The following is a 23,742-nucleotide window of genomic DNA, read 5'->3' as shown; positions in this document are numbered from 1 at the left end:
TTAGCCTCTCCTTAGTTTTTCTAGGGTTTCTTGGAAAATAGCTGGCGCAGGAGCCGTAAAGACCATCTCCTCACCTGACGTCGGATGGGTAAAGCCCAGTTTCTCAGCATGTAAAAACTGTCCCTGACCAGCTAAGGTTTTCTTAGGACCGTAGGCAGGGTCACCAGCCACAGGGTGACCGATGTAGGCCATGTGGACACGGATTTGGTGAGTTCGCCCTGTTTCCAAGGTCAGCTCGACCAAGCTGTAATCCCCAAACCGCTCCAAGACTTGAAAGCGAGTCAGGGCAGGCTTGCCTTTAGCCGTCACGGCTTGTTTTTTTCGGTCCTTGTCACTGCGACCGATAGGGGCTTCGATGACCCCGCGGTCGGTCGGCAGGTTGCCATGGACAATAGCCAGATACTTTCTCAAGGATTTCTTATCTTTGAGCTCCTCAGCCAGAGCCTGATGGGCAGCATCAGTCTTAGCAATCATGAGCAGACCTGACGTGTCCTTGTCAATCCGATGGACGATGCCTGGTCGTACAATGCCGTTAATGCTGGACAAATCCTTGATATGGTAGAGCAGAGCATTGACTAGCGTTCCTGTCGCGTGACCTGCCGACGGATGCACCACCATGCCTTGCGGTTTGTTAACAACCGCCACTTGGTCATCTTGGTAGATGATTTCCAGAGGTAAGTCCTCTGGCAGGTAGTCCACGACCTCTTCTTGAGGCAACGTGTAGGTGATGACATCACCTGCTTTAACAGCGTACTTGGCCTTGGCAGCCCTGCCATTGACCAAAACCCGCCCAGCCTTAATCTCATCGTTGGCGAAGCTACGGGAGAGGTCAGTTAAGTCGGCCAAAGCCTTGTCCAGGCGGCTACCGCCGTCTATAATGGTTAGTTCTTTTTGCATAAGGTTCTTTCTAGGAAAATAGCAAGCAGGCTGCCAACAGCGACGCCTGCGGTGTTCATGAGAAGGTCAGTGACATCGCTCATACCGATAGCAAGGAGCCACTGGAGGGCTTCATAGCTGAGGCTTAACAGAAAGCCTAGAGTCATGACCTTTGTAACTGCCCAGCGGGGCTTAGTTAGTTTGAGTAAGAGACCAAAGGGAATAAAAGCGACTAGGTTAAAAGCCACCTCCAGCCAAACCACCTGACCATTGATGATGAGCGGTTCGGCAAAGGGCACCCAGTTGATGTAGCGGTAACTGGTAAAGGCGATTGGCGCTCCAAATTTGAAGAGAATCCCCCAAGTCAAGCAGATAACATAGACAATCAGTAAACGACGGATGAATTTTAGTGACACCATACGGTAACCTCCATAAGGCACTAGTGATGTGTAATAAGGGATCAGACATCCCAAATAGCTATCAGGATAAGTCTCCAGACCAGTTGGACGTCGTCGTTAGCTCAGCGCAAAGCACGAAACAAACAATGATAACAATCCATCTAGCCAGCTGTCAGACCTATCTATGACTGATATGTTTGACAGGCAACGGATCGGATAACCAACTCCCAACCTGCCACTTCTTGTAAAGACGGGAGACTACGGCTTCTGCTTTTCCAGACGCTCCTCCCACCAGAGGGCAACAAACATGAGGGCAACACCGACGGTCAAGTAACTATCTGCCACGTTAAAAATAGCAAAATCCATAAAATCCAAATGCACCATATCGATGACATAACCCAGACGGAGACGGTCGATGAAATTCCCAACACCACCAGCCATCATTAAGGTCAGAGGCAATAAACTCAGCCAATGATTTTTGGATTTAACAAAATAAATGATTGCCCCCGTTAGGAAAACCAGAGTGACTACTGTAAAAAACCACTGCTGATCTTGCAAAATAGAAAAGGCCGCACCACTATTTTGGACATAGGTCAAACTGAAAATCGGTGGCAAAAAGGGCTTAATATCACCTAGTCCAATGTTTGCCACTACCCATAACTTGCTCCATTGGTCAAGACCGACCAGAACAAGCGCTAAAACTGCCATCATTAGTTTTTTCATACCAACTCCTTAGGGTCTTAATCACTGAAATAAGCCGTCATGACCTCAACAAATTTTTGAGCACAACTCGATAGCGCCATCTCCGCACGTTTGACATAGACCAACTTATTGTCTGTCGCTCCTTCCAGCGGAATGACTGTGATGCCATTGACACTGGCACTATCTAAGAAACCAGACCCTGTCGCAAATGCATCCGTCCGCTCCAAAATCCCATTTAAGGTGGCACGGTCCGTCACCTTGTAAATCAGACTAGATTCCGTGCGATCAACTAGATTTTCAGAGTAATAGAGGTACTCGTCCTTTTCTTGGGTAAATAGCACAGCAGGTAAGCCAGTCAAGTCATCTAAAGTCAGACTAGGCTTGCTAGCCAATCTATGGTGTTTACCCAGATAGATATGAGTTTGAAAACCAATCAGGTCAATCGCTTCAAGGCCTTGCTTCTCCATCTTACGACGAATGCCCTCTTCATTTTGAGGACTGAGGTAAACAATGCCTAACTCACTATGCCCATCGATGACCTCATCGAGGATTTGTACCGTCGTCGACTCAAATATCCGAAAATGCCTAAATTCAGGATATTTTTCAGAAAACCGCGTCATTAAAGGGGCTAAAAAATCATAGTGCTGGCTGGAAATTGAAAACTCTCGTCCCTTGCCACTCGACTGCGTATACTGGTTTTCAAAAGAATCAAAAGAGCCAACCAATTTCTGAGCCTTTTCAAAAAAAACTCGACCACGCTGGGTTAAATGCGTTCCTGAAGTTGTTCGATTAAAAATTTTAAAGCCAAGCTCATCTTCCAAATCTTTGACCGCCACGGATAAACTAGGCTGGCTAACGTAAAGATTGGTCGCTGCCTCACGAAAAGTACCGCTATTGGCAATTGCTACAACGTAGCGTAATTGTTGAATGTTCATTAATTTTTCCTCATATTTTCTCTATTATAACACAAAAACCCAGCAGCTGCTGAGTTTTAACGATTAGTTCGTTCAATGGTAGTAACTGAATTTGGTAACTGCTTAAAATTTGTCGGACCCTGCTTTTCAGACAAGTTTTAAGCATGATAGTCTCTCCCTCATCAACAGATATGTCACTAGGTTCATATAGCTCATAGCCAAAAATTGCACCTGGTTCAACGTTAGGTTGATTATTACCCAAACTATCCATAACATAAACTTGTTTGCCTAGCCCATCATGTTAAGATAAAAAATGATTATCTAAGATTATTTCAACACCACTATAGTGATTGTAAATGTAAAGTGCCGACTGTTCAATAAGGTAAGTTTGCGGTCATTCCAAGTTTTTCAGTGTTTACTCTCCCTGTACTGCTAAAAAATAATAACATAGTCGTAATCAGACACCGAATAAAGCAGGCACAAGTTTTAAAAATGGAGTCATTCTTGATGTTATAAGCCTTTGCTGATAAAAAAACATCGACTAAAAGCCGATGTTTTCCCTATTCGACTCCTCCTTACCGATGAAGTGGAGCCAATAAAAAGATTCTCAGAACCTTTTTATTTCGCGATTGGGTAAACAGAAACCTGTTTCTTATCGCGACCTTTACGCTCGAAACGTACAACGCCTTCGATTTTAGCGTAAAGGGTATCGTCACCACCGCGACCAACGTTTTGACCTGGGTGGATGTGAGTACCGCGTTGGCGGTAAAGGATTGAGCCGCCAGTTACAGTTTCACCGTCTGCTGCCTTAGCACCAAGACGCTTAGCTTGTGAGTCACGTCCGTTTGACGTTGAACCCCCACCTTTTTTACTCGCCATGAGGAACAAGTTTTCAAGATTTTTCAACATAATAGTGTCCTTTCTTTTGTGTGTTCTAGGTTGTCAGATTAAGCGTTGATAGCTTTGATAACAACTTTAGTGTACGGTTGACGGTGACCTTGTTTACGGTGGCTACCTTTTTTAGGCTTGTATTTGAAAGTAACAACTTTCTTTTGTTTGCCTTGTTTTTCAACTGTACCAACAACAGTCGCTCCTGAAACAAGCGGTGTACCAACAATTGTTTTCTCACCACCAACAAGAACAACCTCGTCGAAAGTAACGTCTTGACCAGCTTCAACATCAAGTTTTTCAACATAGATGACTTGGTCAACTTCAACCTTAACTTGTTTACCACCAGTTTTGATGATTGCGTATGTGCTCATGATGCACCTCCTATAAAGATATTGGTAGGGAAATTCCCTTGTGAAGACTCGCCTTGTAGCGTGGGTACGAAACCTCTTAAAACGCTAGTCGTGCGGTTGCACAGGATGTGCATGTAGTCAACATTACTATTCTACCACGGACAAGGGATTTATTCAAGGATTTTACTTTATTTTTTAAACTATTTACTCTGTTCGGCAATCATTGCCTATGCCATCATGTTATCCTTATCTTTAGAAGCCCCAGACTAGTGCGGTTGAGCTCCTTTGCTAGTTTCTGATAATCAATGCCATCTGTCGTAGCGACAATTTCGTAGACTTCATTCAATTCATGGAACAGGCGATATTGCCTGCGAAAGCCATTCTTCTCGTAAAAAGCTAGACGTCTAAGACGTTGGTCATAATTACTCGCTGTCTCCTCCATAGGCTCAATACATAAGACTAGCGGTAGTCCTTTTGCCTGCTCGGCTATTGTTCGCAACATAGCTGAGCCGTAACCTTTGGAACGAACCTCGTCATTAACTGCCAGCAGAAAAACAAATATCCCTTGAGTTGTCCTCACGGTATAGGCAAAACCTGCAAAGACGTTCTTGTCGTAATAGGCAAGGAAATTAACTTGAGACTGAAGAGCAAACAAGCTAGCGAGTAGATAAGGCGGGCGCTCTTCTGGCGGAAAAGCTGCATTATAGAGGCCTTTTACCGTTTGATAAGAGGGCGAAAATGGATAAATCGGGTAAGAAGTTAAGGTCACCATATCACATTCACCAAACCGTTAATCTCTTGATAAGCTGTGTCTACACGCGCCTTCATCGCATCGTCCAGCAGATCACGGTAACGCCCTCCCTCAATAAAATCCTGCAAGACAATGACACGATAATCAACATATTCATATCCCTCACTGCCATAAGCACCAAGACCAGTCGCCCAAAGCATGGTTGGGTGGGCTGTGACTGTTTTAACAAGTGTCTGCTCACCTGTTTTCTCAAAAGTGACATCCATCAGGACACCACGCTCTGTCCAGATGTTGCCAAGAGTTTCCAGACGTTGGTCAGAAAGAAAATTTCCCATAGAGTAGATGATGAACTTCTTCTCCCCGTCTTTTTCAAGTGTTTCTGAAGGCTGCGGCACATGGGGATGACCGCCAAATACGACATCAGCCCCCCAGTCAATCATCTTATGATAGAGGGTGACTTGCTCTTCGCTAGGCTCAAGCGCCTCCTCAACCCCCATCTGTGGCATGATGATGGTGACATCTGCTTCTTGTTCCGCTCGCTCTATCTCAGCTTGCATTTTGGTTTCATCTAGGTCAGATAGGTGGCGGGTATACTCTTCTTCAGACAGATTGCCTTCCATTCCATTAAAGCCATAGGCATAACCTAAAATAGCAATCTTAATGCCGTTGACCTCCTTAATCACCAAACCATCTGTCGAACGGTCATTTGGGTAAAGTCCAACAGGAGTCACCCCCAAATCTGAAAAAATCTGATGAGTGCTCAAGGCTCCTGATAAACCTGTATCTAAGATGTGGTTATGCGCGAGGTCAACAACATCATAACCAGCACTTTGTATCGCCTGAGCAGCTTCTATGGGTGCATTAAACAGAGGATAACCATTTGGCGGTAATTCGGGATTGATTGTCCCTTCAAAATCACCGATGGCCAGATCTGCACCAGAAATCCATTCCTTGACATACTCATAATGATGTTCTAATTGATAACTGCCATATTGGTGCAAGGCACTGGTATACAACCTGTCATGATAGAGCAGATCTCCATTTGCGATAACACGCGCCGTATGAGTTTCTAGCTCTGGTGTGCTTGGTTGAATAGTCTCCGCATCTGGTTGCAAATACCTGCCTAGCTGCATGAAACAAATCAGCAACAAAGCTGCCAAAGAGCTACTTAGCATTAACTGATCTTTTTGTTTAGCCAACATATCTTCTCCTTTTCAGTTTATTATACCACAATTTGAAGAAACAAGTTGTCAAATCAAGTTTGTCCTTAACATCGAAAAAGAGAGCCAAGTAGGCTCTCATCAGTATCCTATGAACAACGCTCAGCTATTGCCAACAAAACTACAACGCACCAAAACACGAGCTAAGCCGGAAGGTGTGCAGGTAAACAAGCTCAAATCCCAATCCTTGTCACTAGAGGTGTCTTTATAGACCTGATCGACCTCAGTCGGTTCAATCGTTTGGCGATTGGTCACACGGTAGCGGTAAATCCGACCAGTAACAGATTTGAGAATAATCTCTTCACCCATGTCGAGGTCTTTTAATGGCTCAAAATGACTGGCGTAATTATGGGCACAAACAACCAAATCATTCGTGTAATAAGAACCATTGTAGCGAACCGGAGTCTGGGCTAATTGGTCATAATTGTAATCTGCTGCGATGGGGAGAGTTATCCCTAAGCGTGGGATATGGAGTGTACCGATAAAATCAACACCGTCAATCGTCTCAACCGGCATCTCCCCATTTTCTGAGCCGAATGGTTTTTGGCTTTCTTTTTTTTCTAGTTCTTGAGCAACAACATTTGAAGCTGTTGCTGCCTGATTAGCTTCTTGGAAATTAAACAAAGCAAAGACACATCCAGATACCATTAAAAGAATCCCTAACATTCTCAATGCAAAGCGTCTTACTGGTGTCACTAGCTCTGCCCCCTCTTCATGAAAGAAATACCTATCAATACTACACCCAAGACATTTAGGAGGTAAACTGGCCACCATACCTGACCAGTGTAAGGTAAAACTTGGGTGCGTTTGAGTGTTGGAGATGGCGTTACAGTCTTTTGCTTACTCACGATTGGCGACATTTTCTCAATCGCATTGATGGTGTACTGCCCATCTTTAGGAATAGTAATCAAAAATGGTTTAAGTAACTCATAGCCGTCTGCTGGAGTTTCTTGGACAAACAGATAGACCCCCTGAGCCAATTGAGGCACCACCAAGCCCTCATTAGAGTCAATAGTTGCTTTAACTACCGGGGTATCTTTTTCCACATAAGAAGTTAGTATCTGAGCATAGTTGGCACTGTTGTCAGATAACTGAGTGGCTTCTAAAGAAATTGGGGCTGACTGATAAGTTGGCAACAGCTCATAAGAACGAGGATTATCAGATGACACACTAGCAATCTGATAAACCACTATATCCCCACCGAGGATAGGTTTGGCATCATAAGTGGGTTGAATAATCACTGTGCCCGTTTGCTCCTGAGCACTTACCGATAGTGGCAAGAAAAGAAAACATAAGGCTATCAACATAAATGTCAAGCGAGAAAAAATCTTAGGCATGTTGTTACTCCTTTCTCAACCATTTGGTTAAAATTTTGCGTCGTTTTTGGTGATGATGAGTGGAGGTCAGAAAGACAATGAGCAAGCCAATCACCATCGGCACAGCGATAAAGGGTGCAATATAAATCGGCTCAATTTGAATGGCATCCGCAATAACCAAGGCATCTCCATCTTCATTTGCCACGCGATGTCCGCGAACTAAGAGACGATGAGTATTAACACCGTAAGGGGTACAGGTCAATAGGGTCTGGTAATCTTTACCTTCTTCAATTTGGATATTACTAAGATCTTTTGGCAATACTGTCCGAATCTGATCCACCTCATAGGTATAGGTCTCATTGAGGATACTAACTGTCCATCGGTCTCCGACCTTCAACTTGTCTAGGTCTGAGAAAAGCTTAGCTGAAGGCAAGCCTCGATGTCCTGATAAGACGGAATGGGTTGAATCACCACCAACAGGAAGACTGGTCCCCTCCAAATGCCCGATTGAGGTCTGTAAAACATCTTCTGAAATTCCATGATACAAAGGCAGAGTCACATTGATTTTAGGAATGGTAATGTAGCCCATATTTCCCGTGTCATCAATTGACAGAAGCTTATTGTAGACCTTAATCTCCTCATCAGTCATGTGCCACTTGACACCTGTTTCTTTGAATTGACTGTTGTAAGCCGCTGCTTCTTCGAGAAGTCGCTTGTAGTGACTGGTATCAATCTTGGTCACCTGTTCTTGATAAGCCATGATGGCTTGTGATTGGTGAAAAGAATTCCAGTAATCAGCGACAGAAGGATAGGCCAGCAAACCTATCCCTATGACGATTATCGCGATGAGCAGTGCTGAAACAGTATCAATCTTGCGTTTTTTCAATTGTCTGCTCATACTAAGAAAGACTAGTCACGCAAACGACGACGTGCCACCATGACAACACCTGCACCGACGATGAGGCTAGCACCCAGTGTATAGAAGACAGTCGTACCAAATCCACCAGTTGATGGCAATTCTGCACCTTGGTTGTTCTCAATCTGTGGTGTAGCTAATAGTGTATCTCCATCAGCTGTATTCTCATCAAATGTCAATGTAACTGTAGTCGGTTCTTTTTTGAGATTATACCCTTTTGGTGCTTCAGTTTCGATAAGCTGGTATTCGCCAGCAGCCAAGCCTGAGAACGTTGCAATTCCCTGATTATTTGTCGTCTCAACTGTTGCTTCAGCTTGTGTCTCAACCTCAGACCATTTGTCTGCAGTTTTATCAAACTTCATGAATTTACCATTTCGCTTAAGAACAAACTTAGCACCTTCAAGTGTCTTGGTCGGTGTTTGACCGTCTACTTTTTTAACAGTGATTTCACCATCGTAGACATGAACCTCTTTACCTGGATCAGTATTTTTAGTGTTAGGGTTGATGGTTGCCTTGTTTTTGTTTTTAGCATCAGCAGTTGAACCTTCTGCAGCAGCTGATTTCAAGACACCAGTATAGGTTACTTTAATTTTGCTGATAGGTTTGTAGAAGAAATCATCCTTATTACCGTATCCACTTTCTGTAGAAGCTGTTTTAGTCTTCGCCCACGGGATAGTAATTTCAAATCCTGTTTCTGTTTTTGTTACTTTATAGGTTCTTTCAACTCCGTCAAGCTCAGTCTCTTCTAACACTTCATCATCGACAGTAACCTTGATAGAATCTTTGTTAAATTTTATCCCTTCGCCAAGGTTATCTTTAATAACATATTGATAAACTTTCTCGCCTTTTGCGTAGTAAGTTGCGTTATTGTAATCAAGCGTGTAGGTAATCGTATCACCTACAGAGTACGTTTTTGTTTGGGAATCAATGGTTTTGCCACCGTTTTCGCCCCAAGTTGGTTCATTATTTTTTTCTTGGATGGTCGCATTTGGCGCAGCAGATGTCACCATGATGGTTGCGCCACCGCCAACTGTTGTCCCAACAAAATAGTAACCATAAGGAACATTGAGCGTTTCAACACCATCACCGTTATTCTCTGTGGCTTCAGTAGTTGCTTCAGCTTTTGTTGCTTCAACAAAAGTTTTTGCCCAGTCTGCAATTTGCTGGTCTGTTGTTTCTTCCTTCTTAACGACGTATGTCAAATCGCCGTTTTCAAAAGTATCAAACAACGTTGAGAATGCTTCATTTTTGTACATTGCCTCTTTGCCTTTTGGCAAGGTATAGGAAACACCCTTTTTGTCTGCATCTGGTCCAGTGATTGTCGCATCAAAAAGTTTATAGGCTTTGTACGTAGCACCTTTTTGAGTACTGTTAACCGTAATAGTTGCTTGAGACTCACTTGCCGATACAAGGTGACCTGCTGGCGCAACAGAGCCAAGCACTAATGAAGCAGCAAATAGGGTAGTTAATAAACGTTTTTTCATGATGTCCTTTTTCTAGTATTGTCTTTCAATACGGTTTTTTAGATAGAGTGTTAGCGTGGCTAGTGTGATTAGGATAACACCAGCAAGTGAAACAACAGTTTGCCCAATACCACCAGTACTTGGTAATTCCGTTCCTCTGGAATTGGTTATTTTGAAACGATAGTTAAGTTTCCCATCAGGTTCTTCAATCACCTGAGACGGGGCAGTATTGCCATCTTGTAGCAGGCTAGCACCACTATCTGTGACAGAGAGGCGTAAATCATCTGTAGCGAGATTATAGCCATCTGGTGCTTTCACTTCAGCAATGCGGTAATCACCTGTTGGGAGCATCACCTGCTGGCCATCTGCAAAGGTCAATAACCCATCAGAACCAGAGGTTACTCCCGTGTACTTAGCCGGCAAAATCCTGTCACCGGCTGAGTCGACAGCATACACATCAAAGACTGCACCTGCCAATGGTTGGTTGAGGTTTTCAACGCTAACCTTTTGCAGGGAAATCAGCTGGCGCTTACGCGTGTTAGTGAAGACGATGTCGATGTTTCCATCTACTGTTACTGTTAGCGGACTAGCGTCTTGGTGGTTAACCGTCTCATCAGCTTTCCCTGATGGGCGATTTTTGTGTGTCACCGTCACAGTGACATCAAAGTCCTCAAGTTCCTGCTCTCCGATCGTGATCTCGGAATCATAAGGAATTGTATAGGTCTTCGTCTGACCATGTGAAAGCTTGAAGGTTGTCACATCAAGAGCCTCGTTTGGAAAGAACGTAAAGAGTACTTGCTTATCTTTATCCGTCCCCTTGACATTCTTGGTGACTCGAACGGTATAGGTCTTCGGTTTCCAAACAGCATAGAGTGTGTTTGAGGTATCAGGCTGGTTATCTAGACCAATGTCCTGTCTTGGCTTAAATTGCACAATGCCTTCGCTAGCCTGGTCTTTGCTAGTATGCCAACCGATAAGGTCATAACCCACACGAGTAAAGTAGGTAGCTGACTCTGCTTGATAAGTCTTATTGAGTTCTAACTTGGTGTGCTTAACACTGGTTAGTATCTTACCATTTTCCTGACGAGAACCACCGTTTCCATCATAAATGAGGAAGGTGTCCTTGGTTGGTAATTTCTCAATTGGTATCAACACTGGGTAAACTGTTACGGTTTTGTTTCTATCCGCCAAATGGCTTAGAACTGTCGCTGCATCATAAGGGCTGTAGAGCTTGCCATTATAATGCCAACCTCTAAAGGTATAGCCTTCAGGTATTGTTGGCCGACTTAAGAGGGTGAAGTTTGATTGGTCATCGTAGCGCTGGCGATCAACCGGTTCGTTAGAGGTCATGACACGACTGCCACCAGGCGCGATTAGAGGTTGACCATTTTGGTCAACAGCTTGATTGCTATAGGTCACATGGAACTCGCCAACACGCCGCCACTCAGCTCTTAGAGTAATGTCTGAGGTTACAGCAGTGTTAAAATCATAGAGTTTTTTCGTGCCATCTGGATTGATTTGATACCAAGCAATCAATTTGTAAGCGTCTTTTTCGTAACTATACTTCTGTGTCTTATCAGTATTGATATCATTGGCATTGGTTGTATAGATAGACTTGTAGATGCCGTTTTGCGGTATCGTACCGCTAACGGTATCGTTGCGATAGTAGTAAGTGCCATCTGGGTCTACCACATAATCTCTAGTAGCAGCCGAGTAGGTGTCAGGGACTTTTTCGCCGTACGGTATCTTCAGCAGAGTTCGCTCAACCTGACCTCCCTCAGGTTCAATAATGACCCTATGAGTGATTTTTTCCCAGCCTGCGTAAACCTTAGCGTCCTGTGCCGGCATGGTGGTTGACCAGTCGAACTCCTGTGTCATGGCAGCGTCCTTGTACCACTTGCCATTCCAGCGATAGCCTAGACGACTTGGAACAGGCTGAACTTCACTCGTATCTGGTCTATAAGAGGTTAGAGGAGCCTCGTACTTGACGGAGCGACTTGGGAAGTTTTCCAACGGATCTTCATTCAGTGGGTCCAGATATTTGAAATTGTAGGATAGGCGCCTGTAACGAACTTCTAAGTTGTAGTATTGTTTCGGCGGCACATTAAAATAACCACTAGGCTCATTTAATAACACACTTTCTTTCCGAGGACTTCCTGCTGGAGCAATCTCTGTCCAGTTAGTAACAGTAGTTTTATTTTTTTGTGTGACTTTATAAGAATATGCCTCAAATCCAGTATATTTTTCACTGAAATAGAATGTTCCTCCTCCAGCAGAGCCTTTGTCCTGAGCTGCATCTACATACCCACCATTGATATTTTCTTTGTAAAAAGTAACATCAGAATTCTTATTATTCCCCCAAAAAAAGCGAATCTCATTATTATGGGCAACATCAGTTGGTAACTTAAACTCACCTAAATAACTCATACCACTAGTACCGTAATTGGTATAATAACTCCAGATGGTCCTATTACGCGTTGATGGCCAGCCCGCCGTTAGTGGAGTTTCATATAACCCCTTGTAGACCGTTATTTGCCCATGTCTTTCATCCCAAACCCAACTGTCTCTTCCTGGATCACCTCTTTGATAAAACTTCATCGTAATCACATTACGATCAAGGTAAACATTTATCACTGATGATCCGTCTGGCTTTACAACAACATTCTTATCCGATTTACTACTATTGAACTCAAACCCTGTCGGAACAGTATAATCTGACGATTGCAAATTCACTGTAGTTCCGACTGTTTCGGTTCTATTTTTTTGACCAGCGTAGTCATAGGTTTTTAAAGTTGTATCAGGCTTATCTGTTGCACTCTGATTCCATATAATCACTGTCACATTTGCTTTTGCTGGAATCCACTTAGCATAAACCTTAGTATCAGCCGTTATGCGCGTTGTTCTGAAGTTAAAGCGTGTATTACCATTTTGGCTGGTCACCCAGCCGCCAAAGGTGTATCCTGGTCTGGTGGGATTAGGAGGTTGTGGAGTAGTCTCACCGTCATAGACGTAGCGAGGAGCAATATAGGTTGCGCCTGTATCGATGTCTCCTGTGATGAACTCTACCTTCTTAGCCTCTTTGAAAATAGGGTAAAAGAGCGTATCTCCTGTGATTGTCGCGTTTTTAGCCTCTGTTTCACTGATGATAGCGCCATTTTTTGTCTTGGACCATCCTGCAAAGGTCTGCGTTGCGGTTGGAGGCTGTGCCTTGACCGTGGTCAAGTCATAGGTGCCTCGTCCATTGGTCAAGGCTAACTGCTCACGTTGCAAGATAACCGTTCCCGCAGCATCGTCATAGAAGGTCACATAAGCAATACTGCTGTATTTAGGACGAATGATTCGCTCTTGAGTGGCTGTCACCCTTATCGGTTGGTTAAAGACAACTTGTTCACCGTAGGTATTGCTAGCTTTATCATAGTAATACCAACCTTCAAAATGCTTATTGACAGCAATCACTGGTATGCCGACATCTTTTAGACTTTCACCGTTTTTGAGCACTTGCTGGCTAGCATCAGCATTTGAGGCTGTTTTAAAGGTAAATGGCGTTCCGTCAGTATTTTCAAAGCGATAGGTTATCCGAGGGAGCGGTGTGGCATTTTGAACAATAGCATAAACAGAGAAAGAGGTCGTCTCAAAGGCAACATCACTAGCCAACTGTTTGGTCTCTTCTGTTGACTTGGTTTCAAGTACCTCAAGTTCACCTGTGTCTTTGAAATGAACAATATCCAGTTCATCACTCTTGATGTCCAGAGGTTCTTTATAAGACACTTGAACCGTTACGGGAGCTTGAGGTTGTATCTCTTGCTCGTCGTCGTAGAGTTTGATGTCATAGAGGACAACATCTTTGATATCGTCGATGGTTTTGTCTATTTTGTCCAAGGCTTGATGACGATAAGCCTCGTACTCAGCCATTTCTTTTCTTATTTCTGTGACATCCAAACGTGTTGCTAATGGCAACTTGGCATCCTGCTGTGCTTGGACTTTTACCGTATAAGTCGGTGTCTCGACAGTGACCTCACCCTCAAGATAGGACTGGCTTGGTACTGGCTCTACTTTGGGCTCGCTAGTCGTGCTCTCAGTCGATGACGTCGTGGCAACTGAGGAGGTCTCAGACCCATCCGTTACTGAAGTTTGGCTGGTTTCTGTGGTTGTTGCTTCTTGAGTCTCCTGCTCTTGAGAATCTGAGGGTGGTGACAAACTTGTCGAAGTTGTTGTCTGGTTCGCGTTATTGCCTTCCAGTGTAATGGCAGGTAGAATTAAAAAATAGGTAGTTAAAAATGTCGTCAGGATAGCCGTTGCCCAAAAAGCACTTTTCCAAAACGGACGGTGCCGATAGGTTTTTAGCGATTGTAAGACCCATTTATACCATGTTTCCAATGAACTTCCTCCTTTCTATTTGTCTGTTTATTATCGATTATTTAATCGTCCCAATTTCTTGCAAAGGCCAAACCCTAAAAATAATTTTTCCGACGATTTGTTCTTGTGAAATCCCACCAATCGACGTATGCCTAGAGTCCAGAGAGGTTGCACGGTTATCTCCCATGACAAAGAGTTGACCGTCTGGCACTTGATAAGGGTAAGTCAGATTTGTTTGCCCAAGAGATTGCTCCAAAATATAGGGTTCATCTAATTTTTTCTGATTCACATAGACGTCACCATCGTCGTTGATGTCAACCCAGTCACCAGACTTGGCGATGACGCGTTTGACCAAGATTTTATTATTGTAGTAAAAACTAATCACGTCTCCACTATCAAAGTCAGTTCCCTTCACAGTGAGGACGATATCGCCTTCTTGGAGGGTCTTATCCATCGAATGCCCATAAATCCGCAAAACTGGAAGCCACAGGACTGCAATGAGAACCGCGGTAGAAGCAACAGCCATTAGAATGTATAAGGTATTTCTCACGATTGCCCAAAATCGCTTACGATAGGTTAATCTATTCAGTTCTGTTGATAACGATTGAGTTGTTAACTTTACATCAGACATCCGCTTGGTGACCTCTTTCCTGAGCTTGCGATTGAATGCTCAGCAAGTAATCATCCGCAGCTTTTTGCGCCGCTTCAAAGACTTCATTCAGAGCCAAGGCGGCCTCAGCGATAGAGCCAGCCTTTTCCAATCGTATCCTTTTTTCGTTAAGAGCTTCTTCCAGTGCTAGGATTTTTTGCTCCTGTTTTTCAATAACTTGCTGCTGGTGCAACATCATTTCAAGTAACTGTTCACGCTTTAATTTGCGTAACTGGTTCTGTTCCATAACTGTCTTTCTACACTTGAATTAGCCATATACTTTCAATTCTATGATACAATATAGACTTTTGTCAAGTTTTTATACTTTATTTTTCCACTCCCTATACGCCTCAATGTCCTTATGGACTTGTTTCCAGACGGTGGCGATAACGAGAGCATCATCCATCTGACCGAGGAAGGGAATCCAGTCAGGGACGACATCAAGCGGCGATAGGAAGTAAATCAAAGCGCTAACGATAGCGATGATAGACTTGATCGGAACAGTTTTGTACTCACCTTTCCAGTAACTTCTTACCATGCTAATCAAAATCGGAATCGATTTGATTTCCTGACTGACAAAAGGAATCCACTTGATTTTCTTCTCTAATTTCTCCAAAAACGGTTCCATTTTGGCGTCATCTTTGAGCAAATCTTCTGCCTTTTTGTAGCGATTTTGCAGTTGCTCAATGGCTTGAGTTTTGGTCATTTTTGTTTTCATAAGCTTTCTCCTATAAGTCTTCTGTCTTAAACAAAGTGTAGCCTTCGTAGTAATAGGACGTGTCTAGTCCTTTGAAAAAGGTTTGTTGGCCTAAATCGTCTGTCAGAGCCTTGAGCAACAGGTATTTGAGTTCGCCAGTTGAGACATGACTTCTGACCATGGCATTGAGATACTCGTCCTTATCAATTCTATTCCAATCAACAACCTGTCCCAGACTAGCTCGCAACATACAGTCCAGCCATAACCTCATCGCTCTGCCATTGCCCTCACGAAAAGGATGGGCAATATTCATATCGGCGTACTTATCCACAATCTCGTCGAAAGTCTGATGAGGGAGCTTGTCAATATAGACCAAGGACTGCTCAAGAAATATCCGAGGAGCAAACCGGAAGTTATCTTTTGCAATGTTGACATCACGGATCTTTCCAGCGAAGTCGTAGATGTCCGAAAAGAGTGCCTTGTGGATGGCAGACAAGCCCTCAAAAGTGCCAACTTCAATCTTAAATAGTTGGCCACTATCAAAAAGTTTTTTGGCGGCCTGCTTGCTGAGCAATTCCTCCTGACGAGCCAGCTCCGCACTATTGGTCAGACCGAGTTTGTTTTCTAGGACCATAAAGCCTCCATACACTATTTAATTAACTTAAGATTTTTTCAACTCGTCAAGGTTCAAAAGAATCCGAGATTCTTCTAAACTCAGAATAACAAATATGGTTGAGGTGTAAATGTCATCATACCTTTTTCTTCCCATATTTTATCTCCCCCTAAAACACCGTCTGTTCCTCCAAGCTAAACCGCACATTCTCCTCAATCCATTTGCGGCGAGGTTCGACCTTGTCGCCCATGAGGGTGGAGACGCGGCGCTCAGCACGCGCTAGGTCATCAATGGTCACCTGAATGAGGGTGCGGGTCTCAGGGTTCATGGTAGTCTCCCAGAGCTGGTCGGCGTTCATTTCCCCTAGTCCCTTGTAGCGTTGGAGAAGAGCGCCTTTTCCGAACTCTTTTCGCAAGTCCTCCAGCTCACCGTCCGTCCAAGCATAGGCGATTTTTTCGGTTTTTCCTTTGCCTTTGCTCATCTTATAGAGTGGCGGCAGCGCGATGTAGACATGCCCCGCCTCGACCAGAGGTCGCATGTAGCGGTAGAAAAAAGTTAAGAGTAGGGTTTGGATATGGGCACCATCTGTATCCGCATCGGTCATGATAATAATCTTATCGTAGTTGATGTCAGCGATATTGAAATCCGCCCCAACACCAGCTCCAATCGTATAAATCATGGTGTTGATTTCCTCGTTTTTGAGGATGTCGCTCATCTTGGACTTTTCGGTATTGATAACCTTGCCTCGTAGGGGTAAGATTGCTTGAAACTTGCGGTCACGGCCTTGCTTGGCAGAACCGCCCGCTGAATCTCCCTCGACTAGATAGAGCTCATTTTTCTGGGCATTTTTAGACTGGGCTGGGGTCAACTTACCAGATAGCAACCCCTTGTCTTTCTTGTTTTTCTTGCCACTTCTGGCATCATCACGCGCCTTTCTGGCCGCTTCTCTGGCATCTCTGGCACGAATGGCCTTGCGGATGAGGTTGCTGGCCGTTTCGCCATTCTCCATGAGGAAAAAGGTCAATTTCTCGCTGACAATGCTATCGACAATAGGACGAGCAAGAGGACTACCCAGCTTATCCTTGGTCTGCCCTTCAAACTGGAGATGGGCTTCGGGAACAAGGATGGATAGGACAGCTGACAAGCCCTCACGATAGTCAGACCCCTCTAAGTTCTTGTCCTTTTCCTTCAGAAGCCCTGTTTTTCTCGCATAGTCATTGAGGCTCTTGGTAATGGCAGTCTTAAACCCTGTTTCGTGCGTACCGCCGTCTTTGGTGCGGACATTGTTAACAAAGGAGAGAATATTGTCAGAAAAGCCATCGTTGTACTGCATGGCGATGTCCACCTGAAACTCCTGTTCCTCTCCTGTAAAGGCGATAATGGGGGTCAAGGTTTCCTTGTCTTCATTGAGATAGGCGACAAAATCCTGCACCCCATTTTCATAGTGGAAGCTAGCTTCTTCTCCAGACCGCTGATCCAGCAGGGTCATGGTGACGTTTTTGAGGAGAAAGGCAGACTCTTTTAAGCGCTCTGCGATTGTTCCATACTTAAACTCAACCGTGGAGAAAATCCGTGGATCGGGCAGGAAACGAACGGTCGTACCAGATTTGGACTTAGGAGCGGTGCCGACTTTTTCAAGCGTGGTCACGGGCTTTCCGCCGTCCTCAAAGCGCTGGCGATAGATGCTCCCCTCACGGGTAATCTCCACCTCCAACCAGCTAGAGAGGGCGTTGACGACGGACGAGCCAACTCCGTGGAGACCACCAGAGGTCTTGTAGCCTCCCTGACCGAACTTGCCCCCTGCGTGGAGGACGGTAAAGATAACCTCAACCGTCGGAATCCCCATGGCGTGAAGACCAACGGGCATGCCCCGCCCACTGTCTGCCACTGTCACCGAGCCATCGGCATTTAAGGTCACACTGATTTTGTCCCCAAAACCTGACAAGGCCTCATCGACCGCATTGTCCACAATCTCCCAGACCAGGTGGTGCAGCCCCACGCCATCGGTCGAGCCGATGTACATGCCTGGCCGCTTTCTGACTGCGTCTAGTCCTTCCAGCACCTGAATGGCGTCATCATTATAGTTTGTTACGTTTATTTCTTTCTTAGGCATCTATGACCTCCAAATTTGTCATCTCTTTATTTTACCGATTTTTGAGACAAATGGCAAAGCAAAGTTGCTTTTTCTCTCATTTTAACGTTCATTTAGTTTGTTTGTCAAAGTTTTATGGTATAATAGCGCTATGAATAGTTTTATTTTTGGCATCATTGCCTACCTGCTAGGCTCCATCCCAACAGGCCTCTGGATTGGCAAACAATTTTACAACATCAACCTGCGAGAACACGGTTCTGGCAATACTGGTACGACCAATACCTTTCGTATTTTAGGGAAAAAAGCTGGCATCATCACCCTGCTTGTCGATGTTCTAAAAGGAACAGTAGCGACACTTTTACCCATCTGGTTTGGCATTGACGGCGACTTAGCCCTACTGATTGGCTTCTTTGCCGTGTTAGGACATACCTTTCCCATCTTTGCCCAGTTCAAAGGCGGCAAAGCAGTTGCCACATCTGCAGGTGTCTTGCTAGGTTTTGCCCCTGCTTTCCTGATTTTTTTGCTGGTGATTTTCCTACTGATACTCTACCTTTTTAGCATGATTTCCCTAGCCAGTGTGACAGCTGCTAGCGTCGCTATCATCGGCGTGCTGACTTTTCCTGCAATGAGCTTTCTCATCAGCGATTACAGCCTGATTTTTACAGGCTTAATCATCGCCATTGCCAGCCTTATCATTATTCGTCACAGAGACAACATGGGACGTATCAAGAACAAGACTGAGAACCTCGTCCCTTGGGGGCTTAATCTCAGCAAGCAAACCAAGAAAAATTAAAACAAATGTTAAGCCCCGTTAGGGGCTTTTCCTTGTCTTAATCAACGTAAAAGGCAAAGCAATTAGCTCTGCCATTTTTCCTATATCGGTAAAAAGATTAGTTCTTCACATCTTCGGTGGCTAAATCTTCACCAAACCATTTTTTTGAAATCTCTTGGAATTTGCCGTCTTCATAAAGTTTTTTGAAGGCTTTGTTGATGTTTTCAACCAATGTTTTGTCGGATTTTCGTGCACCGACAGCAAAGTTCTGCCCTTGAAACTCTTTAGAAATGTCAATCACATTATAATTTCCAAGCTCGCCTTCTTCTGTTAGGTAGTAGTTGGCATAGATGTTATCGACCAGCAAACCATCAATCCGATCACTCTTTAAGTCGATGAAGGCTTGCGTAAATGTTTCATACTGGGTTGCATCATTGTCTTTGACAATATCTTTCAAAATAGCTGGGTTACTTAGGAAGGTATCGTAACTAGATGAGCCAGACTGTGCTCCCAAAGTCTTATCAGCCATATCAGCAGCTGAAGTAATCCCTGATGATTTTTTGGTGATAATGACGTCAGAAGTCGGCAGGTACGGGTCTGTAAACAAGACTTTTTCAGCGCGCTCCTCAGTTAAAGAGTAACCGTTCCAAATCAGGTCAATCTTACCGTTGTTCAGCTCAGTTTCTTTCAAGTCCCAGTTGATGGGTTGCCACTTGATAGCAATCCCGTACTGGTCAAAGACAGCAGTCGCTAAGTCGATATCAAAACCAACATAGTCACCTGACTTGTCCTTGAAGCCCATTGGGACAAAGGTCTCGTCAAAACCGATGGTAATAGACTTTTCAGACTCATAGGTCGTCCATTTGTCAGCAGATGTCTCTGTCTTACTGCCACAAGCAGCCAAGGTCAAGCTCGTTACAAGTGCTAAAGCACCCAGATAAAACTTCTTCATAATATTTTCCTCTTCTTTTGTTCAATAGCAGAGCTGGCAAGCGCCTAACTCGGATTTATTTTCAGAATTTGATCTGAAATATGTTCTGCAAAGGCCATGTCGTGGGTGACCACAATTTGGGTCATGCCACGGTCACGATTAGCGATGATCATTTTCTCCACTTCTTGTCGGAGATGGGGATCAAGCGCTGATGTCGGCTCGTCGTAGCCGATGATTTTTGGGTCAATCATCATGGCCCGCGCGAGGGCGACCCTCTGCTTCTGACCGCCAGAGAGGGAGTGGGGATAGGCCTGTTGGTGTTCAGCCAGGCCTAGCTGCAGTAACAAGTCACGAGCTTTCTGCTCTGCAATTTCCTTAGACAATCCCAAGGTTTTAATCGGCGATAAGGTCAGGTTCTCCAAAACTGATAGGTGAGGAAAAAGTTGAAAATCTTGAAACACAAAACCGAGAAGATTAGCTGTCTCCAAGTGGTCGATGGGAACAGCTTGACCGTTATAGATAATCTCACCTGAGTCAAGGCTCTCAAGCCCAGCCAACATACGAAGCAGAGTCGTTTTGCCACCACCAGATGGACCAACTAAGGACAAAACTTTACCTTCTTGAACCGTCAGATTAAACTGGTCGAAAATGACCTTGTCCCCAAAGGCCTTGCTGATATTTTTTAACTCTAACATAAGCCCCTCCTCCTACTGGTAATAGTCGAATTTTTGCTCAACTTTTTTAGACAAAATGGTCACAACGCCGATGAGAAGCAGGTAAATGCCCCCAGCGATAAACATAGGAATCAAACTGGCATCACGGTTTGCGGCTGTTTTGGAAGCCAAGAGCAAATCGCCAACCCCAAGCACATAGACCAAGGAAGAATCCTTGACCAAGTTGATTACTTCATTGAAAATGCTAGGCAGAACAATCTTGACCACCTGCGGTAAAACAATATGGACAATAGTCTGAACAGGGGTCAAGCCCAGAACCTTGGCAGCTTCATACTGCCCCTTTGGAATAGCGGCAATCCCACCACGGAAAATCTCAGCAAAATAGGCTGCATAGTTCATGGTAAAGGCAATGATAGCCGCTGGCATCCGATCAAAAGTTATCCCAACGCTCGGCAAAACATAATAGAAGAAAATCAACTGCAGAAGCAAAGGTGTGCCGCGCATAATCCAGATGTAGATATTGAACAGCCAGTTGACTAATTTGATATTGGCTCGCATGGCAAAAGCAACCAAAGCACCTAGCGGAATAGATAGGGCGATGACAATGAAAAAGACCTGCAAGGAAACCAAGGCACCCTGTAATAAACTGGGTAAAATGTCTAATAGGTAAGCCATAAGCCCTCCTAAATGTAATATTGAAAATAATTATATCAGATTTTCCTGTTTTAGCAAGACTTTCAGGCTTATTTTTAGTAAAAATTCGGGAATATCGACAATCATAACATCACCTAAGTTATGGAGAAAGCCCCCCTTTTTTGACTTACTAGAAGGTAAAAACAGAGAGAGTTATGTTTTTCACTCCCTCTGTTTATAGCTCACCTAGTCAACAACCAGCATCGATTTGATGCTCTTACGATCCGCCATATCTCGGTAAGCTTGGTTAATATCATCTAGACGATAACTTGTGGTGAACACTTTTCCTGGATTGATGTCTCCATCTAATACAGCCTTTAGCAACACCTGTTTATTGTAGGTGGTCACACTAGCTGATCCACCGGCAACCGAAATATTGCGAGCAAAGGTAGACCCCAATTTGTGTTTATCATAGTGCGGTACACCAACGAAACCAACACGACCTCCATTACGAAGTACCCCCAGTGCTTGATCAATCGCAGCCTCTGTTCCGACACATTCAAGAGCGGCATCCGCACCTCCACCTAGTAGCTCACGCACTCGTTTAACACCTTCTTCGCCACGTTCAGCGACAATTGCAGTCGCCCCAAGCTCCAGAGCTAATTGTTGGCGATCGGCATGTCGACTCATGAGAATAATCTGAGAAGCTCCCATCATCTTGGCTGCAATGACAGCACACTGACCAACAGCACCATCTCCAATCACGACGACCTTGTCTCCTCGTTCAACCTGAGCACAGCGAGCGGCATGATAACCCGTCGGCATTACATCAGCAAGTGTCAAGAGCGATTTTATCATGCCTTCTGAATAATCTGATGGTTGTCCAGGGACTTTAACTAAAGCCCAATTTCCATAATGGAAACGGATGTATTCGGACTGGTAGCCACCTCCCCAGTTTGTCGCCCCGGGATGATTATCGCAAGTTCCATCGAAACCTGCACGGCAAGCGCCACAAGTGCCGCAACCATGTGTAAAGGGAACGATGACAAAATCACCCGGCTGAACCGTCGTAATGGCAGAGCCAACCTCTTCAACAATTCCTAAAGCTTCATGACCGCTGTTTGGTGAATGGGCCGCCTTATCATCGCCATGTGAATAAGACCAGAGGTCCGATCCACAAACACAGGCACGCACCACCTTGATAATGACATCATCATCTGCTTGCAAGGTCGGTTTTGCCACCTCTTCAATAATCATCTGTCCTGCTTGTTCAAAAATAGCTGTTTTCATCTTAGCCTCCATTTAATTATATTTTTCAACTATTATTGTGCTAGGGTAAACGATACCCTTACGTCCCCTTGTCCTAGGGACTCTTTCAAACCCTCTGTGTTGACAATATACCCGAGATTGGTGTAGGCATACGACGACTCAAAGGATTCGTAAAAAATAACCAAACCATCGCCAGACCAAAGTTTGACATCACCTTTTTCAATCTGATGAGCTACTTCATCATGGCGTGTCAAGCCTGCATCTAATCGAGCATATTTTTCATTTTGATTGACATCTATCATCTCAATGGTTAAAGGAAGTCTGTCGGTGAATTCGTGAGCCGCAGGGCTGTCAACCAGCTGCAACTGAAAAACACGCTCACCAATAGAAACATTGACCATCTGAATTACCTCCTGTTTCTGTGAGACATCTCGACAGCTGGACAACAAAATCAGCCCAACGAGAGTGAAGCTAATCAGTATCAGTCTTTTCATGAGAAAAAGCTTCATATTCTGTTGAGTTAAGCTGTTCGTAGTGAGTGATTTTCTCCTCTAAGCGTTGCAAACTCTCTTCGATAACGGCTTTTGATGCTTCTAAGCGTGCTTGCTCAGACCGCAATATGGCTAAGCGCTCTGCCATTGTCTCATCGCCCGCCTGCACCAAAGTCATATAGGCGCTCAACTGTTCGATGGACATCCCAGTCGCTCGAAAGCAACGCACAAACTCAATCGCGGAGACATCTTGCTCTGAAAACACCCGCACCCCTGCCTTGTTCCGAGCAATCGGCGGCAGAAGACTGATTTTTTCATAGTACCGAATGGTATCTGGACTAAGTCCTGTTTTCTCACTGACTGCTTTGATGTTCATTGGCACACCTCCCTGTTGATAGTTGTATTATACACCTTTGAGTTAACTCCAAGTCAAGCGTTTTTAGCTTTTTTCGATTAACCAGTTTTGGAAATAAAAACATACTAAGATTAGTAGTGAGGAAATCTCCGACGGGAGAGAGTACTCACTACTTTTTTCATTCTCAAGATGATAAAGTAGAGGTGTCTTGTTAAGTCGTGGGGCTTTTTGACGCTAGACGTCGCAACAAAAACTGGCAAGACACCTGTTTTAGAAAGAATGTTATCAAAGTATGTGGGACGCTAGACGTCGAGTATTGAAAATGACATCTCTAAAACAAGGAATCATTCAAGACAAAGAGGTAGTATCATGCGTGCAGTTTTCGGGATTGATGTGAGTAAGGCAAGTTCAGA

Annotated in this window: 25 protein-coding genes and 1 other annotated feature; of the genes, 1 reads left to right on the top strand and 24 read right to left on the bottom strand. The window is 44.4% G+C overall.

Annotated features, from left to right (window positions below):
- The 18 genes from A3GW_RS0105210 to parE all read right to left on the bottom strand — a co-directional run bounded on the left by A3GW_RS0105210 (position 1) and on the right by parE (position 18,225).
- The gene (locus tag A3GW_RS0105210; protein ID WP_018368246.1) at positions 1 to 897 is read right to left on the bottom strand and encodes an RluA family pseudouridine synthase; all 897 of its coding nucleotides are present in this window, start codon (positions 895 to 897) and stop codon (positions 1 to 3) included.
- Complete coding sequence (locus A3GW_RS10855) at positions 882 to 1,295, bottom strand: VanZ family protein (RefSeq protein ID WP_018368245.1); 414 nt, start codon at positions 1,293 to 1,295, stop codon at positions 882 to 884. Before A3GW_RS10855 ends, A3GW_RS0105210 begins: the two co-directional genes overlap by 16 nt.
- Before the next feature lie 237 nt (positions 1,296 to 1,532).
- Entirely contained in the window at positions 1,533 to 1,997 is a 465-nt protein-coding gene (gene lspA / locus A3GW_RS0105200; RefSeq protein WP_018368244.1) for a signal peptidase II, read from the bottom strand.
- A 17-nt stretch (positions 1,998 to 2,014) separates the two neighbouring features.
- Positions 2,015 to 2,911, bottom strand: coding sequence for a LysR family transcriptional regulator (locus A3GW_RS0105195; protein WP_018368243.1), 897 nt, complete (start codon positions 2,909 to 2,911; stop codon positions 2,015 to 2,017).
- 597 nt (positions 2,912 to 3,508) lie between these two features.
- A complete protein-coding gene (gene rpmA / locus A3GW_RS0105185; RefSeq protein ID WP_018368241.1) occupies positions 3,509 to 3,799 on the bottom strand; it encodes a 50S ribosomal protein L27 in 291 nt (96 codons plus the stop codon).
- 38 nt (positions 3,800 to 3,837) lie between these two features.
- The gene (gene rplU, locus A3GW_RS0105180; protein ID WP_018368240.1) at positions 3,838 to 4,152 is read right to left on the bottom strand and encodes a 50S ribosomal protein L21; all 315 of its coding nucleotides are present in this window, start codon (positions 4,150 to 4,152) and stop codon (positions 3,838 to 3,840) included.
- 34 nt (positions 4,153 to 4,186) lie between these two features.
- Positions 4,187 to 4,260 (bottom strand) — a sequence feature (ribosomal protein L21 leader region).
- A gap of 106 nt (positions 4,261 to 4,366) precedes the next feature.
- Positions 4,367 to 4,903: a GNAT family N-acetyltransferase gene (locus A3GW_RS0105175; RefSeq protein ID WP_018368239.1), complete on the bottom strand. Its 537-nt coding sequence runs from the start codon at positions 4,901 to 4,903 to the stop codon at positions 4,367 to 4,369.
- A complete protein-coding gene (locus A3GW_RS0105170; RefSeq protein ID WP_018368238.1) occupies positions 4,897 to 6,084 on the bottom strand; it encodes a CapA family protein in 1,188 nt (395 codons plus the stop codon). Before A3GW_RS0105170 ends, A3GW_RS0105175 begins: the two co-directional genes overlap by 7 nt.
- Positions 6,085 to 6,204: 120 nt before the next feature.
- On the bottom strand, positions 6,205 to 6,798 hold the full coding sequence (locus A3GW_RS0105165; protein ID WP_169333181.1) for a sortase: 594 nt from the start codon (positions 6,796 to 6,798) through the stop codon (positions 6,205 to 6,207).
- Positions 6,798 to 7,439 (bottom strand): hypothetical protein, encoded by a 642-nt coding sequence (locus A3GW_RS0105160; RefSeq protein ID WP_018368236.1) that lies wholly within the window; start codon positions 7,437 to 7,439, stop codon positions 6,798 to 6,800. Before A3GW_RS0105160 ends, A3GW_RS0105165 begins: the two co-directional genes overlap by 1 nt.
- Positions 7,440 to 7,443: 4 nt before the next feature.
- Positions 7,444 to 8,316 (bottom strand): class C sortase, encoded by an 873-nt coding sequence (locus A3GW_RS0105155; RefSeq protein ID WP_211205395.1) that lies wholly within the window; start codon positions 8,314 to 8,316, stop codon positions 7,444 to 7,446.
- Positions 8,317 to 8,327: 11 nt separating this feature from the next.
- Positions 8,328 to 9,818, bottom strand: a complete 1,491-nt coding sequence (locus A3GW_RS0105150; RefSeq protein ID WP_018368234.1) for a SpaH/EbpB family LPXTG-anchored major pilin — start codon at positions 9,816 to 9,818, stop codon at positions 8,328 to 8,330.
- 12 nt (positions 9,819 to 9,830) lie between these two features.
- Positions 9,831 to 14,174 (bottom strand): InlB B-repeat-containing protein, encoded by a 4,344-nt coding sequence (locus tag A3GW_RS0105145; protein WP_018368233.1) that lies wholly within the window; start codon positions 14,172 to 14,174, stop codon positions 9,831 to 9,833.
- A 37-nt stretch (positions 14,175 to 14,211) separates the two neighbouring features.
- Positions 14,212 to 14,784, bottom strand: coding sequence for a signal peptidase I (lepB, locus tag A3GW_RS0105140; RefSeq protein ID WP_018368232.1), 573 nt, complete (start codon positions 14,782 to 14,784; stop codon positions 14,212 to 14,214).
- Positions 14,777 to 15,049, bottom strand: coding sequence for a hypothetical protein (locus A3GW_RS0105135; RefSeq protein ID WP_018368231.1), 273 nt, complete (start codon positions 15,047 to 15,049; stop codon positions 14,777 to 14,779). Before A3GW_RS0105135 ends, lepB begins: the two co-directional genes overlap by 8 nt.
- Positions 15,050 to 15,121: 72 nt before the next feature.
- Complete coding sequence (locus A3GW_RS0105130) at positions 15,122 to 15,520, bottom strand: YkvA family protein (RefSeq protein WP_018368230.1); 399 nt, start codon at positions 15,518 to 15,520, stop codon at positions 15,122 to 15,124.
- A 10-nt stretch (positions 15,521 to 15,530) separates the two neighbouring features.
- Positions 15,531 to 16,133 (bottom strand): protein adenylyltransferase Fic, encoded by a 603-nt coding sequence (gene fic, locus A3GW_RS0105125; RefSeq protein ID WP_018368229.1) that lies wholly within the window; start codon positions 16,131 to 16,133, stop codon positions 15,531 to 15,533.
- Positions 16,134 to 16,281: 148 nt separating this feature from the next.
- The gene (parE, locus tag A3GW_RS0105120; protein ID WP_018368228.1) at positions 16,282 to 18,225 is read right to left on the bottom strand and encodes a DNA topoisomerase IV subunit B; all 1,944 of its coding nucleotides are present in this window, start codon (positions 18,223 to 18,225) and stop codon (positions 16,282 to 16,284) included.
- Positions 18,226 to 18,355: 130 nt separating this feature from the next.
- Here parE and plsY point away from each other — a divergent pair, with 130 nt between their 5' ends.
- Positions 18,356 to 18,997 carry a glycerol-3-phosphate 1-O-acyltransferase PlsY gene (gene plsY, locus A3GW_RS0105115; RefSeq protein WP_018368227.1) on the top strand — a complete coding sequence of 214 codons (642 nt, stop codon included), beginning with the start codon at positions 18,356 to 18,358 and terminating at the stop codon, positions 18,995 to 18,997.
- Between the two features lie 97 nt (positions 18,998 to 19,094).
- Here the strand turns inward: plsY and A3GW_RS0105110 are convergent, their stop codons facing one another.
- The 6 genes from A3GW_RS0105110 to A3GW_RS0105085 all read right to left on the bottom strand — a co-directional run bounded on the left by A3GW_RS0105110 (position 19,095) and on the right by A3GW_RS0105085 (position 23,350).
- A complete protein-coding gene (locus A3GW_RS0105110; RefSeq protein ID WP_018368226.1) occupies positions 19,095 to 19,928 on the bottom strand; it encodes an amino acid ABC transporter substrate-binding protein in 834 nt (277 codons plus the stop codon).
- 44 nt (positions 19,929 to 19,972) lie between these two features.
- Entirely contained in the window at positions 19,973 to 20,602 is a 630-nt protein-coding gene (locus tag A3GW_RS0105105; protein ID WP_018368225.1) for an amino acid ABC transporter ATP-binding protein, read from the bottom strand.
- A 12-nt stretch (positions 20,603 to 20,614) separates the two neighbouring features.
- The gene (locus A3GW_RS0105100; RefSeq protein ID WP_018368224.1) at positions 20,615 to 21,256 is read right to left on the bottom strand and encodes an amino acid ABC transporter permease; all 642 of its coding nucleotides are present in this window, start codon (positions 21,254 to 21,256) and stop codon (positions 20,615 to 20,617) included.
- 204 nt (positions 21,257 to 21,460) lie between these two features.
- Positions 21,461 to 22,504, bottom strand: coding sequence for a zinc-binding dehydrogenase (locus A3GW_RS0105095; RefSeq protein WP_018368223.1), 1,044 nt, complete (start codon positions 22,502 to 22,504; stop codon positions 21,461 to 21,463).
- A gap of 32 nt (positions 22,505 to 22,536) precedes the next feature.
- A complete protein-coding gene (locus A3GW_RS0105090) occupies positions 22,537 to 22,884 on the bottom strand; it encodes a cyclophilin-like fold protein (protein WP_018368222.1) in 348 nt (115 codons plus the stop codon).
- A gap of 70 nt (positions 22,885 to 22,954) precedes the next feature.
- Positions 22,955 to 23,350 carry a MerR family transcriptional regulator gene (locus tag A3GW_RS0105085; protein WP_018368221.1) on the bottom strand — a complete coding sequence of 132 codons (396 nt, stop codon included), beginning with the start codon at positions 23,348 to 23,350 and terminating at the stop codon, positions 22,955 to 22,957.
- Positions 23,351 to 23,742: the final 392 nt, after the last annotated feature.

This window comes from Streptococcus entericus DSM 14446 (assembly GCF_000380025.1).
Classification (GTDB): Bacteria; Bacillota; Bacilli; order Lactobacillales; family Streptococcaceae; genus Streptococcus; species Streptococcus entericus.
Note: the sequence above shows the minus strand (reverse complement) of the source record. Positions and strands in the feature narration are given on the sequence as shown.